Annotated in this window: 15 protein-coding genes; all 15 read left to right on the forward strand. The window is 62.1% G+C overall.

The window, feature by feature from the left end; all coding sequences use genetic code 11:
* Window positions 1-13: 13 nt before the first annotated feature.
* The 15 genes from cysG to JET14_RS09470 all read left to right on the forward strand — a co-directional run bounded on the left by cysG (window position 14) and on the right by JET14_RS09470 (window position 13,882).
* Window positions 14-1,465 carry a siroheme synthase CysG gene (gene cysG / locus JET14_RS09400; protein ID WP_200337779.1) on the forward strand — a complete coding sequence of 484 codons (1,452 nt, stop codon included), beginning with the start codon at window positions 14-16 and terminating at the stop codon, window positions 1,463-1,465.
* Window positions 1,455-1,772 carry a DUF2849 domain-containing protein gene (locus tag JET14_RS09405; protein ID WP_138749094.1) on the forward strand — a complete coding sequence of 106 codons (318 nt, stop codon included), beginning with the start codon at window positions 1,455-1,457 and terminating at the stop codon, window positions 1,770-1,772. Before cysG ends, JET14_RS09405 begins: the two co-directional genes overlap by 11 nt.
* A gap of 1 nt (window position 1,773) precedes the next feature.
* Window positions 1,774-3,429, forward strand: coding sequence for a nitrite/sulfite reductase (locus JET14_RS09410; protein WP_200337780.1), 1,656 nt, complete (start codon window positions 1,774-1,776; stop codon window positions 3,427-3,429).
* Between the two features lie 10 nt (window positions 3,430-3,439).
* Window positions 3,440-3,943 carry a DUF934 domain-containing protein gene (locus JET14_RS09415; protein WP_200337781.1) on the forward strand — a complete coding sequence of 168 codons (504 nt, stop codon included), beginning with the start codon at window positions 3,440-3,442 and terminating at the stop codon, window positions 3,941-3,943.
* Window positions 3,944-4,088: 145 nt separating this feature from the next.
* Window positions 4,089-4,901: a ferredoxin--NADP reductase gene (locus tag JET14_RS09420; RefSeq protein WP_200337782.1), complete on the forward strand. Its 813-nt coding sequence runs from the start codon at window positions 4,089-4,091 to the stop codon at window positions 4,899-4,901.
* A 154-nt stretch (window positions 4,902-5,055) separates the two neighbouring features.
* Window positions 5,056-5,376: an FtsB family cell division protein gene (locus JET14_RS09425; RefSeq protein ID WP_024710177.1), complete on the forward strand. Its 321-nt coding sequence runs from the start codon at window positions 5,056-5,058 to the stop codon at window positions 5,374-5,376.
* A gap of 146 nt (window positions 5,377-5,522) precedes the next feature.
* Window positions 5,523-6,545 carry a pyruvate dehydrogenase (acetyl-transferring) E1 component subunit alpha gene (gene pdhA / locus JET14_RS09430; protein ID WP_152534654.1) on the forward strand — a complete coding sequence of 341 codons (1,023 nt, stop codon included), beginning with the start codon at window positions 5,523-5,525 and terminating at the stop codon, window positions 6,543-6,545.
* Between the two features lie 17 nt (window positions 6,546-6,562).
* On the forward strand, window positions 6,563-7,951 hold the full coding sequence (locus JET14_RS09435; RefSeq protein ID WP_200337783.1) for a pyruvate dehydrogenase complex E1 component subunit beta: 1,389 nt from the start codon (window positions 6,563-6,565) through the stop codon (window positions 7,949-7,951).
* Window positions 7,952-7,963: 12 nt separating this feature from the next.
* The gene (locus JET14_RS09440) at window positions 7,964-9,346 is read left to right on the forward strand and encodes a pyruvate dehydrogenase complex dihydrolipoamide acetyltransferase (protein WP_200337784.1); all 1,383 of its coding nucleotides are present in this window, start codon (window positions 7,964-7,966) and stop codon (window positions 9,344-9,346) included.
* Window positions 9,347-9,372: 26 nt separating this feature from the next.
* Window positions 9,373-10,011: an SGNH/GDSL hydrolase family protein gene (locus tag JET14_RS09445; protein ID WP_200337785.1), complete on the forward strand. Its 639-nt coding sequence runs from the start codon at window positions 9,373-9,375 to the stop codon at window positions 10,009-10,011.
* 88 nt (window positions 10,012-10,099) lie between these two features.
* On the forward strand, window positions 10,100-10,336 hold the full coding sequence (locus JET14_RS09450; protein ID WP_200337786.1) for a YdcH family protein: 237 nt from the start codon (window positions 10,100-10,102) through the stop codon (window positions 10,334-10,336).
* A 66-nt stretch (window positions 10,337-10,402) separates the two neighbouring features.
* Window positions 10,403-11,848 (forward strand): dihydrolipoyl dehydrogenase, encoded by a 1,446-nt coding sequence (lpdA, locus tag JET14_RS09455; protein ID WP_200337787.1) that lies wholly within the window; start codon window positions 10,403-10,405, stop codon window positions 11,846-11,848.
* A 71-nt stretch (window positions 11,849-11,919) separates the two neighbouring features.
* On the forward strand, window positions 11,920-12,171 hold the full coding sequence (locus JET14_RS09460) for a GlsB/YeaQ/YmgE family stress response membrane protein (protein ID WP_200337788.1): 252 nt from the start codon (window positions 11,920-11,922) through the stop codon (window positions 12,169-12,171).
* Window positions 12,172-12,231: 60 nt separating this feature from the next.
* The gene (gene lipA / locus JET14_RS09465; protein ID WP_024710186.1) at window positions 12,232-13,206 is read left to right on the forward strand and encodes a lipoyl synthase; all 975 of its coding nucleotides are present in this window, start codon (window positions 12,232-12,234) and stop codon (window positions 13,204-13,206) included.
* A 112-nt stretch (window positions 13,207-13,318) separates the two neighbouring features.
* Window positions 13,319-13,882 (forward strand): AAA family ATPase, encoded by a 564-nt coding sequence (locus tag JET14_RS09470; protein ID WP_200337789.1) that lies wholly within the window; start codon window positions 13,319-13,321, stop codon window positions 13,880-13,882.
* The last annotated feature ends 6 nt before the right edge of the window (window positions 13,883-13,888 follow it).

Consider the following 13,888-nt stretch of genomic DNA (forward strand, 5'->3'; position numbering starts at 1 on the left):
GGACTGCTCGAAGATGGTCGCTAACGAAGAATTGCTGTCGGCGTTTCCGGCATTTTTCCGGGTTGAGGGCCGCAAGGTCGCAATTTTCGGCTCCGGTGCGGAGGCTTACGCCAAGGCGCGGCTAATGGCGAAGACCAGTGCCGAGATTGCCGCCTATGGCGAAAACCCGGACGAGGACTACCGCGCCTTTCTGGTCGCTCATGGCGCGCGCCTGGTCGAAGCGCCGTTTGCCGCCGAGCAGCTTGACAGCGCGGTGCTTGCCTTCGCGGCGACCGGCGAGCCGGAGCAGGATCACCTGATCGCCGGCTGCGCCCGTGCGCTTTCCGTTCCGGTCAATGCCGTCGACCAGAAGGAAGACTGCGATTTCTATACGCCCGCCCTTGTTACCCGTCCGCCGGTGGCTGTCGCCATCGGCACGGAAGGGGCGGGGCCGGTGCTGGCGCAGATGATCCGCGCCCAGATCGACACGATGCTGCCGCGCTCGCTCGGGCCGCTGGCGCGGCTTGCCGCCAATCTGCGCGACAAGGTGGATGCCAGCATCCCGCGCGGGGCCGCGCGACGGGCTTTCTGGTCGCGCTTCTTCAACGGCTCGGTCGCAGGTGCCGTCGAAAAGGGGCGTCTTCTGGAAGCTGAATGCCTGGCCGATGAGATCATCTCCGACGGCTCCGCCGTGTCGGGCCATGTCGCGCTTGTCGGCGCGGGACCGGGAGCGGAGGACCTGCTGACCATCCGCGCCCACAGACTGCTGATGGAAGCCGATGTGATCGCCTACGATGCGCTGGTGCCGCAGGCCGTTGTCGATATGGGGCGTCGCGACGCGGAGCGCATCTCTGTCGGCAAGCGCAAGAACTGCCATTCGAAGTCGCAGAATGAAATCAATGACCTGCTGGTGAAACTTGCCAAGGAAGGCAAGCGCGTCGTGCGCCTGAAATCCGGCGATCCGCTGATCTTCGGCCGGGCCGGCGAGGAAATGGCCGCGCTCAGGACTGCCGGCGTTTCCTATGAAGTGGTGCCCGGCATCACCTCCGCTTCCGCCGCCGCCGCCGACTTCGGCCTGCCGATGACGTTGCGCGGCGTTGCCTCCACACTGGTTTTTACGACCGGCCACGACCTTAATGGCGACACCTTGCCGGACTGGGCCGCGCTTGCGGTCCGGGGTGCCACCATTGCCGTCTATATGGGCCGTTCCGTCGCCGCAAAGCTCGGCGCCCGGTTGCAGGAAGCGGGCGTTTCCGCCGACACCACGATCGCCGTCGTCGAGAATGCGAGCCGCAAGAACCGCCGGCTGTTCCACGGCGTCCTTTCCGAGCTGCCGCAGCTTGAAGCGCGCGAGGACCTGACGGGGCCGGTCATGGTGATCATCGGCGATGCGGTTGCCGGCGCCAGTCTTGAGAATTCGAGCGCGCTCGCGTTCAACAACAATCTTGTCGAAGAGAAATTCACGGGAGCCCTCCATGTCCGCTAAGGTTCTGACCGCCAACCGCCTGACCGATGGCCTTGCCGTCTGGCTCGACGCCAACGGTCGCTGGACGCGTGATCTGCAGCATGCGCTCGTCGCCCGCCATGAAGCCGCTATTGAAAGCCTGGACGAGATCGGCAAGCGCGACTTCTCCGGCAATCTGATCGTTGATGTTGCCGTGATCGACGTCGACGAGCGGCCCGATGGCCGGATCTGGCCGGTCAGGCTGCGCGAGCGCATTCGCGCCGAGGGGCCCACGATCCCCTACGCAGCGGGCTATGCGCCCGCCAAACCCGAACATGTGGAGGCGTGACATGTATCGCTACGACGAATTCGACCATGATTTTGTCCGGGAACGCGTCGCGCAGTTCACCGATCAGGTTGAACGCAGGCTTTCGGGCGAAATCACCGAGGACCAGTTCAAGCCGCTGAGGCTGATGAATGGCGTCTACCTCCAGCTTCACGCCTACATGCTGCGGATCGCCGTACCCTACGGCACGATGAACGGCCGGCAGATGCGCATGCTTGCCCATATCGCGCGCAAATATGACCGGGGCTACGGCCACTTCACCACGCGGCAGAACATCCAGTTCAACTGGCCGAGGCTCGAAGACATTCCGGCAATCCTGAGCGACCTCGCCGAAGTCGAGATGCACGCGATCCAGACGTCCGGCAATTGCATCCGCAATGTCACCGCCGACCATTTTTCCGGCGCTGCGGCCGACGAGGTTGCCGATCCGCGTCCCTATGCGGAAATCCTCAGGCAATGGTCGTCGCTGCATCCGGAATTCTCCTTCCTGCCGCGCAAGTTCAAGATCGCCGTGACGGGGGCCGAGCGCGACCGCGCGGCAATCCAGGTCCATGACATCGGCCTGCACCTGAAGAGGAACGATGCCGGCGAACTTGGCTTTGCCGTCTATGTCGGTGGCGGGCAGGGGCGCACGCCGATGATTGCCAAGAAGGTGCGCGATTTCCTGCCTGAGGCCGACCTTCTGGCCTATGCGACGGCGATCCTGCGCGTCTACAATCTCAACGGCCGCCGCGACAACAAGTACAAGGCGCGAATCAAGATCCTGGTCCACGAGACCGGCCTTGAGGAGCTGAAGGCGGATATCGAGCGCGAGTTCGAGGCGCTGAAGGACGGCGAACTGACGCTGCCCGATGGCGATATTGATGCGATCCGTCGCTATTTCGCGCTTCCCGAACTTCCGGCCCGCGAGCGTGATCGCTTCGATACGGCCGACAGCGGCTATCTCGACTGGCTGACCCGCAACACCGCCGCCCACAAGCGCGATGACTACGCCATGGTCACCATCTCGCTGAAACCCATCGGCGGCATTCCGGGGGATGCGACGGACATGCAGATGGAAGCCGTCGCCGATATCGCCGAGCGCTACGGTTTCGATGAAATCCGGGTCAGCCACGAGCAGAACCTCGTTCTGCCGCATGTCGCACGGGCCGATCTTCAGGCCGTCTATGCGGCGCTGAAGGAGGCGGGCCTTGAGACCGGCAATGCCGGACTGATCACCGATATCATCGCCTGTCCCGGGCTCGACTATTGCGCGCTCGCCAATGCCCGCTCCATTCCGCTGGCCCAGCAGCTTTCGGAGCGTTTCGGCGATCCGGCGCGCCAGGCGGAGATCGGCGACCTGAAGATCAAGATTTCCGGTTGCATCAATGCCTGCGGCCATCACCATGTCGGCCATATTGGCCTTCTGGGCGTGGAGAAGAAGGGCGCGGAACTCTACCAGATCACGCTGGGCGGTTCGGCGGATGAAAACACCTCGATCGGCGAGATCGTCGGGCGCGGCTTCGAGCCGGAAAAGGTGACCGATGCGGTGGAAACCATCGTCGACACCTATCTGCACCTGCGCACGGATCGCTCCGAGACCTTTATCGAAGCCTATCGCAGGCTCGGCGCACAGCCCTTCAAGGACGCGCTTTATCCCGAAAAAGCCAGGGCCGCCTGAGGAGAGAACAATGACAATGATCTGGAGAGAGACAGGCTTCGTCGAGAATGATCCCTGGGTGGTCGAAACCGAGGAGCGCAAGGCCGGGGAAGGCGAGCGGAGACTGGTTCCTCTTGCCGAACTGCTTGAGAACGGGTTTGATGGCAATGAAGGCCTTGGCGTTGTGCTCAGTCCTTTCGACGATCCGGCGAAACTGGAGCCTTGGCTCGATCGTATCGAGATCGTCGCGCTGACCTTCAATGCATTCAGCGACGGCCGGGCCTTCTCGCAGGCAACCTTGCTGCGCGAGCGGTTGGGCTATCGCGGAGAGCTTCGCGCCGTGGGTGACGTTCTGATCGATCCGCTGGTGCTGATGCTGCGATGCGGCTTCGACAGTTTCGCGGTCGAGAACAAGACGGCGATCAGTCGGCTCAGCGCAGGACGCCTTCCGTCCGTCAACCGTCACTACCAGCCCTCTGCCCGCAACACAGCCGTTCCGGGCGGCTACAGCTGGCGCCGGACGGCCAAAATATGACCAGTTGAGGCAGGTTTTTTAGCATATCCGCCTTTGCAATCTTTCGCCGAGGGTATTATTTGAGCCCGTAGACAGTCGCCAATGCGCGGAATTTTGATTGCGCCGGTCCCATTCCGGCGTGCAGCAGACAGGACGAGACGTCGACATGAATGTGCAAGCCACGACCGAGGAATTTGCCGCGACACTGCCCGCCGGAGTCTACGGCGAGAAGGTGCTGAGCGTTCAGCATTATACCGACCGTCTGTTCCGCTTCACCATGACGCGGCCCGACGGCTTCCGTTTCCGCTCCGGCGAATTCGCGATGATCGGGCTGATGGTCGACGGCAAGCCGATCTACCGCGCCTATTCGATCGCGAGCCCTTCCTGGGCCGAGGAACTGGAGTTCTTCTCGATCAAGGTGCCCGGCGGCCCGCTGACCCAGCATTTGCAGAACATCCAGGAAGGCGACATCGTGCTGATGCGCAAGAAGCCGACAGGCACGCTGGTGCTCGATGCGCTGACGCCGGCGAAGCGCCTCTACATGTTCTCCACGGGCACCGGGATCGCGCCCTTTGCCAGCCTGATCCGCGAACCGGAAACCTACGAGAAGTTCGACGAGGTGATCCTGACCCACACCTGCCGGGAGGTAGCCGAACTGCAATATGGCTTCGATCTCCTCAGCGAAATTCACAATGACGAACTCCTGAGCGAGGTCGTCGGCGACAAGCTGACGCATTATGCCAGCGTGACGCGCGAACCCTTCGAGCGCACCGGCCGGATCACCGACCTGATCTCGAGCGGCAAGCTTTTCGACGATCTCGGCCTGCCGCCGCTGAACCCGGAAACGGACCGCGGCATGATCTGCGGTTCGGCGGCGATGCTGAAGGACACGAAGGCGCTTCTGGAGGCGGCGGGCATGGACGAGGGCGCCAATAACAAGCCGTCCGAATTCGTCATCGAACGGGCCTTCGTCGGCTGAGCGCCCGTCGCCGCAAAGTCCGCAGAAGCCGGCCCTGTTCCCGCTTCCTCGCAAATTGTCGCGCCCGCCATGAAAATGGCGGGCGCTTTAGTCTTGGTTAAGGTTGACGGGCTACAGTCAGGATCAGTGTACTGCGTAAATTCCGGACAGCCTCATGTGGACCCGCCATCACAAACCACGGTTTTACGGCCGACTCATCGTCCCGGCGATCACGGCCTGTTTCATGAGCTATTTTGTCTATCACTCCATCCATGGTGATTACGGCCTGATCGCCGCCGAGCGTTTCGAGGCCCACAAGGCGCTCAATGAGCGCAAGCTGGAGAGGCTCGTGAGCGAGCGCCAGGCGATGGAGGAACGCGTCCGCATGCTGTCCGACGGGTCGTTGATGAAGGATGCGCTGGACGAGCAGGCGCGCTATGCGCTCAACCTGCTGAAGCCGGACGAGATCGTGATTTTCGAGCGGAATCTCAAATAAACCGAATTTCGGTTAATATCGTCTTTATTGATATATTTCAATAAGTTATTATACAAATTTTGGCGGCAAATCTAGCATTGCCGTGCCGCACAAAACGCCCTATTGTGTCGCCCAAATCCACGTCTTTCCTTCAGAAGGAGGTTTTGATGGCGTCCCAAGCGTCCGGCTCACGGAAATCATCCAAAAAAGAAGAAAGCGGCAAGATCGTCGATTTCGATCGCGACCAGGAACTTCACGCCTATCGCGAAATGCTCATGATCCGCCGCTTTGAAGAAAAGGCCGGCCAGCTCTACGGCATGGGCTATATCGGCGGTTTCTGTCACCTCTATATCGGCCAGGAAGCCGTTGTCGTCGGCGTGCAGATGGCGCTGAACGACGGTGACCAGATCATCACCAGCTACCGCGACCACGGCCACATGCTGGCCACCGGCATGGAATCGCGCGGCGTGATGGCCGAGCTGACCGGCCGCCGTTCCGGCTATTCCAAGGGCAAGGGCGGTTCGATGCACATGTTCTCCAAGGAGAAGGCCTTCTACGGCGGCCACGGCATCGTCGGCGCGCAGGTTCCCCTCGGCACGGGCCTGGCCTTCGCCAATAGGTACCGCGAGGACAATAAGGTCACGGTCGTCTATTACGGCGACGGCGCGGCGAACCAGGGCCAGGTCTACGAAAGCTTCAACATGGCGCAGCTGTGGAAGCTCCCGGTCGTTTATGTCGTCGAGAACAATCGCTATGCGATGGGCACCTCCGTCGCCCGTTCCTCGGCCGAGACCGACTTCTCCAAGCGCGGCGCCTCCTTCGGCATTCCCGGAAAGCAGGTCGACGGCATGGATGTGCGCGCGGTGATGGCCGCGGCGGAAGAAGCCGAAGCCCACGCGCGCTCCGGCAAGGGGCCGATCATCCTCGAAATGATGACCTATCGTTATCGCGGCCACTCGATGTCCGACCCGGCGAAATACCGCACCAAGGACGAAGTGCAGAAGATGCGCTCCGAACACGACCCGATCGAACAGGTCAAGAAGCGTCTGATCGAGAAGAAGTGGGCCACCGAAGATGAGTTGAAGGCCATCGACAAGGATGTGCGCTCGGTCATCTCCGATGCTGCCGATTTCGCCCAGACCGATCCGGAGCCGGATGTTTCCGAGCTCTACACCGACATCCTGCGCTAAGACGGGGAGGGATATAAATGCCTACCAATATTCTCATGCCGGCGCTCTCCCCGACGATGGAAGAGGGCAACCTCACCAAATGGCTCAAGAAGGAAGGCGACAGCGTCGCCGCCGGTGACATCCTGGCCGAAATCGAGACCGACAAGGCGACGATGGAAGTCGAGGCCGTCGACGAGGGCACGATTGGCAAGATCCTGATCTCCGAAGGCACCGAGGGCGTCAAGGTCAATACGCCGATCGCCGTTCTTCTCGAAGAGGGCGAAAGCGCCGACGATATCGACGAGGCCGCCACCAAGGCTCCTGAGGAAACCAAGGCTCCGGAAGTCGCTCAGGAAGAAAAGCCGCAGGCCTCTCCCGACGCGGTTCCCGCCGAGCCGAAGGCCGCCGAAGCCGCTTCCGATCCGGATATTCCGGAAGGCACGGAAATGGTGATGACGACGGTGCGCGAAGCGCTGCGTGACGCCATGGCGGAAGAAATGCGCGCCGACGGCGATGTCTTCGTCATGGGCGAGGAAGTCGCCGAATATCAGGGCGCCTACAAGATCACGCAGGGCCTGCTGCAGGAATTCGGCGCCAAGCGCGTCGTCGACACGCCGATCACCGAGCACGGCTTTGCCGGCGTCGGCATCGGCGCGGCGCTTGCCGGGCTGAAGCCGATCGTCGAGTTCATGACGTTCAACTTCGCCATGCAGGCGATGGACCAGATCATCAACTCGGCGGCAAAGACCCACTACATGTCCGGCGGCCAGATGGAGAGTTCGATCGTGTTCCGCGGTCCGAACGGGGCCGCGGCGCGTGTTGCAGCGCAGCATTCGCAGTGCTACGCCGCCTGGTACAGCCACATTCCGGGCCTCAAGGTTGTCATGCCGTATACGGCGGCTGACGCGAAGGGTCTGCTGAAGGCTGCGATCCGCGATCCGAACCCGGTCATCTTCCTCGAAAACGAGATCCTCTACGGTCACAAGTTCGAAGTGCCGAAACTGGATGACTTCGTCCTGCCGATCGGCAAGGCACGCATCCATCGCAAGGGCAAGGACGCGACGCTCGTCTCCTTCGGTATCGGCATGACCTATGCGGTCGAAGCGGCTGAAAAGCTTGCGGAAGATGGCGTCGACGTCGAGGTGATCGACCTCAGGACCATCCGTCCGATGGACCTGCCGACGGTTGTCGAATCGGTGAAGAAGACCGGCCGCCTGGTCACGGTGGAGGAAGGCTTCCCGCAGTCCTCCGTCGGAACCGAGATCGCGACCCGCGTCATGCAGCAGGCCTTCGACTATCTCGATGCGCCGATCATGACGATTGCCGGCAAGGATGTTCCGATGCCATATGCCGCGAACCTCGAAAAGCTCGCCCTGCCGAACGTCGGTGAAGTCATCGATGCGGTCAAGGCCGTCTGCTACAAGTAAGGGAGACGTTCGATGCCGATCAAGATTACGATGCCGGCGCTTTCCCCGACCATGGAGGAGGGCAACCTCTCCAAATGGCTGGTGAAGGAAGGCGACAGCGTTTCGGCCGGCGATGTGATCGCCGAGATCGAAACCGACAAGGCGACGATGGAAGTCGAAGCCGTCGATGAGGGCACGGTCGCCAAGATCGTGGTGCCGGAAGGCACTGAGGGCGTGCAGGTCAATGCGCTGATCGCGATCCTTGCCGAAGAAGGCGAAGACGCCGCCGAAGCCGCCAAGGCGGCGGACCGTGGCGATGCCGCGCCGGCCGCCAGGGAAGAGCCCAAGCAGGAAGCCAAGGCCGAGGCGCCGAAGGAAGAGAAGACCGGGGATGCTGTCGCCAAGGGCGGCATCCCCTCGTCCGACACCCCGGTTCCCGAACCCGAGGCCCCGGCGGCACCCAAGGCCGACGGCGAGCGCATCTTCGCCTCGCCGCTCGCCCGTCGTCTGGCCAAGGAAGAGGGGCTTGATCTTGCAGCCCTTTCCGGCTCCGGCCCGCACGGCCGCATCGTCAAGCGCGACATCGAAAAGGCCGTCAGCGAGGGCGCCGGCAAGGCCGCGCCGAAGGCGGAAGCGCCCGCCGGCGAGAAGGCTGCCGCCGCACCCATCCCGCAGGCCCAGTCGGAAGACGCCATCCTCAAGCTGTTCGAGGAAGGCTCCTACGAACTCGTGCCGCATGACGGCATGCGCAAGACGATCGCCAAACGCCTGCAGGAAAGCAAGCAGACCATCCCGCATTTCTATGTGACGGTGGATTGCGAACTGGAGGCGCTGCTGGCGCTCCGCAGCCAGCTCAACAAGGCAGCGCCCGTCAAGGACGAGAAGCCGGTCTACAAGCTCTCGGTCAACGACATGGTGATCAAGGCCATGGCTCTGGCGCTGCGAGATGTTCCGGAAGCCAATGTCTCCTGGACGGAGAGCAACATGGTCGTGCACAAGCATGTGGACGTCGGCGTTGCCGTTTCCATTCCGGGCGGACTGATCACGCCGATCATCCGCAAGGCCGAGGAAAAGCCGTTGTCCGTCATCTCCAACGAGATGAAGGACATGGGCAAGCGCGCCAGGGAGAAGAAGCTGAAGCCGGCCGAATATCAAGGCGGCACCACGGCGGTCTCCAACATGGGCATGATGGGCGTCAAGGATTTCGCGGCCGTCGTCAACCCGCCGCACGCCTCGATCCTCGCGGTCGGCGCGGGCGAAAAGCGGGCCGTGGTCAAGAACGACGAGATCACCATCGCGACGATGATGTCTGTGACCCTTTCGACCGACCACCGCTGCGTTGACGGCGCGCTGGCGGCCCGGGTCCTGGCCTCGTTCAAGGGCTATATCGAAAACCCGATATCGATGCTGGTCTGACAGGTCTTGTACAGGGATGATGCGTCATGAAAACTGTCCTGTGCTACGGTGATTCCCTGACCTTCGGGCATGATCCGGTCGGAAACGGCCGGCATGCCCATGAGGACAGGTGGCCGATGGTGCTGCAGAAGGCTCTGGGCGAGGGCGTTCACGTCCTCTGCGAAGCGCTCGGCGGCCGCACCACGGCCTATGACGATCACGGAGCGGCGGCCGACCGCAACGGCGTGCGTGTTCTGCCGACGCTTCTCGCCAGCCATACGCCGCTCGATCTCGTCATCATCATGCTTGGCACCAATGACCTGAAGCCCTGGACGGGCGGCGGCGCGTTCGGCGCGCGCAGCGGCCTCAAGCGGTTGATCGAGATCGTCCGTTCGCATCCCTATTCCTTCGGAGATGATGCCCCGGACATTCTCGTGGTCTCGCCGCCGCATGCGGTGCCCACGGCGAACGATACCGGCATGGGGTTTCTGCAGGGGGTTGTCGAGCAATCGCAGATGCTCTCGACCTATTACAGCGAAATCGCCGATGACCTGGGGTGCGGCTTTTACGATACGGCCTCGGTCGCCCGGGCAAGCCCGATCGACGGCGTTCATCTGGATGCGGAAAACACAAGGGCGATCGGCCGGGGTCTCGAGCCGATGGTGCGCATGATGCTCGGTCTGTGATCGACATCGGATTTGACAGGAATCAAGGAGCAGGACCCGGCAAAGCTTAGCGTTGGATATCGTCTTCAATCACAGGAGGAACTGTCCAATGTCGAATACCCCACACGAACTGGCCGATGAATTCCCGGATCTGGTCGACAGGATGCATGCGTTGAAAGTCGAGGATCCGCGCTTTGCCAGGTTGCTTGACGAATATCACGAGGTAAACCGCGCGGTTCATCGCGCGGAAACGAAGATCGAACCGACCGACGATGCGCATATGGAAGTGATGCGCAAGCGCCGAATGGTTCTGAAAGATGAAATATACGGGATGCTGAGCGCGTAAGAGACGCGGCATCCCCCTCAATCGGGCCGGGCAGCCGCCCGGCTCCTCGCAAAGGAGATGAGCCCCGTGTCCCAGAACTATGATGTCATTGTCATCGGCGCCGGTCCTGGCGGCTATATCGCAGCAATCCGCGCGGCGCAGCTTGGTCTCAAGACGGCCGTGGTCGAGCGCGAGCACATGGCCGGCATCTGCTCCAACTGGGGCTGCATTCCCACCAAGGCGCTGCTGCGCTCCGCCGAGATTCTCGACTTCACCGCCCATGCCAAGGAATACGGCCTTTCCGTCGACGGTTCGGTGAAGGCGGACCTCGAAGCCATCGTCAAGCGCTCGCGCGGCATTGCCGAGCGGATGAATGCCGGCGTCGGCTTCCTGATGAAGAAGAACAAGGTCGACATCATCTGGGGCGAGGCAACGCTGTCGAAGCCCGGCGAAGTCACCGTTTCCGAGGTCAAGAAGAAGATCGTCGAGCCGCAGGCGCCGAAGCCGAAGAATGCGCTCGGCGCCGGCACCTATTCGGCCAAGCATATCATCGTCGCGACCGGCGCCCGTCCGCGCGCGCTTCCGGGCATCGAGCCCGACGGCAAGCTGATCTGGACCTATTTCGACGCGCTGAAGCCGGCGAAGTTGCCGAAGTCGCTGCTGGTCATGGGCTCGGGCGCGATCGGCATCGAATTCGCCTCCTTCTACCGTTCGCTCGGCGTCGATGTGACGGTGGTCGAAGTGATGAAGCAGGTCATGCCGGTCGAAGATGCCGAGATCGCCAAATTCGCCCAGAAGCGGCTGGAAAAGCGCGGCGTCAAGATCATGCTGGAAGCCAAGGTTTCCAAGGTGGAGAAAGGCAGCGACAACGTCACCGCCCATGTGGAGACCAAGGACGGCAAGGTCGAGAAGATCACGGCCGACCGGATGATCTCGGCCGTGGGCGTCCAGGGCAATATCGAGAATATCGGGCTGGAAAAGCTCGGCATCAAGACCGATCGCGGCTGCATTGTCATCGACGACTATTGCAAGACCAATGTTGACGGCATCTATGCCATCGGCGACGTCGCCGGCCCGCCGATGCTCGCCCACAAGGCCGAGCACGAGGCCGTCATCTGCGTCGAGAAGCTGGCGGGCGAAAAGAACGTCCATCCGCTCGACAAGCGCAAGGTCCCCGGCTGCACCTATTGCAATCCGCAGGTCGCCTCTGTCGGGTTGACGGAAGCCAAGGCCAAGGAAGCCGGCTATGACGTCCGCGTCGGCCGTTACAGCTTCGTCGCCAACGGTAAGGCAGTTGCGCTCGGCGAGGACCAGGGCATGGTCAAGACGGTGTTCGACAAGAAGACCGGCGAGCTTCTCGGCGCCCATATGGTCGGCGCGGAAGTGACCGAACTGATCGAAGGCTTTGTCGTCGCGATGAACCTCGAGACCACCGAGGAAGAGCTGATGCACACGATCTTCCCGCACCCGACGCTGTCGGAAATGATGAAGGAAAGCGTGCTGGATGCTTATGGGCGTGCACTGAACGCGTGATTCCTTTATGGTGGCCGGGCAGGCCCGAAGGAGGCCTGCCTCAACACTGAAAAGAGAAGGGAGCGCATTTCATGGAAGAACAGGGTGTAGGCTGGATCGCCGCCATCGTCATCGGCGGCATCGCAGGCTGGCTTGCCGAGAAGTTCATGGAGTCCAAGATGGGCGTCATCATGAACATTATCCTCGGCATTGTCGGGGCCATTGTCGCGAACGCCATTCTTGGCCTGTTCGGCATTGCCCTCGGCGGCTGGCTCGGCTACCTCATCGCCGGCTTCATCGGCGCGGTGATCCTGATCTGGGTCGGGCGCCTGATAAAGCGCTGACAAGAGTTTGCATGAGAAGCCGTCCGGGCCTCCGGGCTCGGCGGCACGCAAGGATAAGCAATGGTTACGCTTCTCGATACGACAGGCAATGCCCCCAAAAGGGTCCGTCATCCGGAAAAGGCGCACAGGCCGGACACGGAGGTGATGCGCAAGCCGGACTGGATCCGGGTGAAGGCGCCGACCTCGAAGGGCTATCAGGAAACCCGCGGCATCGTGAAGGAGAACAAGCTCGTCACGGTCTGCGAGGAAGCCGGCTGTCCCAATGTCGGGGAGTGCTGGGACAAGAAGCATGCCTCCTTCATGATCATGGGCGAGATCTGCACGCGCGCCTGCGCCTTCTGCAACGTCTCCACGGGCCGTCCCGGCGCGCTCGATCCGGATGAGCCGGAGAACATCGGCAAGGCCGTCAGCCAGATGGGCCTGAGCCATGTCGTCATCACCTCCGTCGACCGCGATGATCTCGCCGACGGCGGTGCGGAGCATTTCGAGAAGGTGATCCTGGCCATCCGCGCGGCGTCGCCATCGACCACGATAGAGGTGCTGACGCCGGACTTCCTGCGCAAACCCGGCGCGCTGGAGCGCGTGGTGGCCGCCCGTCCGGACGTCTTCAACCACAATCTGGAAACCGTGCCGTCGAACTACCTGACCGTTCGCCCCGGCGCGCGCTACTTCCACTCGATCCGGCTGTTGCAGCGTGTGAAGGAACTCGATCCCAACATGTTCACCAAGTCCGGCATCATGGTCGGGCTCGGCGAGGAGCGGAACGAGATTCTGCAGCTGATGGACGATCTAAGGACGGCGGATGTCGATTTCCTCACCATCGGGCAATACCTCCAACCGACCCGCAAGCACCATCGCGTGGTCAGTTTCGTGACGCCGGAAGAGTTCAAGTCCTACGAGACGGTCGCCTATACAAAGGGCTTCCTGATGGTCTCTTCCAGCCCGCTGACGCGCTCCTCCCACCACGCCGGCGAAGACTTCGCGCGGTTGCGTGAGAACCGGGCGAAGAAACTAGCCCAGCTGGCAGCGGAATAGAGCAGGGGGCCGACCCCTCTGCCGGCGGCGTCCGCCTTAACCCTAACATGATCAAGGGCTTGTCTGGGTTGCAGGCGGGTTGTATACCCCTTTTCCTTTGTTGGGGGAGTTCATGAGACAGATCGCCGTCAGGGAAGCCGCCGTGCTTTTGCACACCGCGCGGCGCATCATGGTGATCGGCTGTTCGGGAAGCGGCAAGTCAACGCTTTCGCGCCGGATCTGCGCCCGGTTCGATCTGCCCTACGTCTCCATGGATCGCGATGTCTTCTGGCTGCCCGGCTGGGTGATGCGGGAGCGGTCCGATATCGTCGCCAGCGTCGCGGCGTACGCCGATGGCGATGATTGGGTGTTTGACGGCAACAATACCGAGACGATGCCGCTGCGTCTCAGGCGCGCCGACCTTGTGCTCTGGCTTGCGCCGCCGCGACTGGTCAGTCTTTTCGGCGCGATGAAGCGCATAGCCGGTTCCTATGGCGAGGTCAGAGTCGATATGGCGCCGGGGTGCCCCGAGCGGATTGACTTCGCCTTTCTGCGCTATATCTGGAATTTCAACAGGCTGACCGCACCGAAAATGGAGCGCGTGATCGAGTTGAACGGAGCGGGCGTGCCGGTCTGCGTGTTGAAATCGCACCGCGCGGTGAACGAATTGCTTGCGCTTTCGGGCGCGGGCCATTAGCTGAAA

Source organism: Martelella lutilitoris, from assembly GCF_016598595.1.
In the GTDB taxonomy this organism is placed as follows: domain Bacteria; phylum Pseudomonadota; class Alphaproteobacteria; order Rhizobiales; family Rhizobiaceae; genus Martelella; species Martelella lutilitoris_A.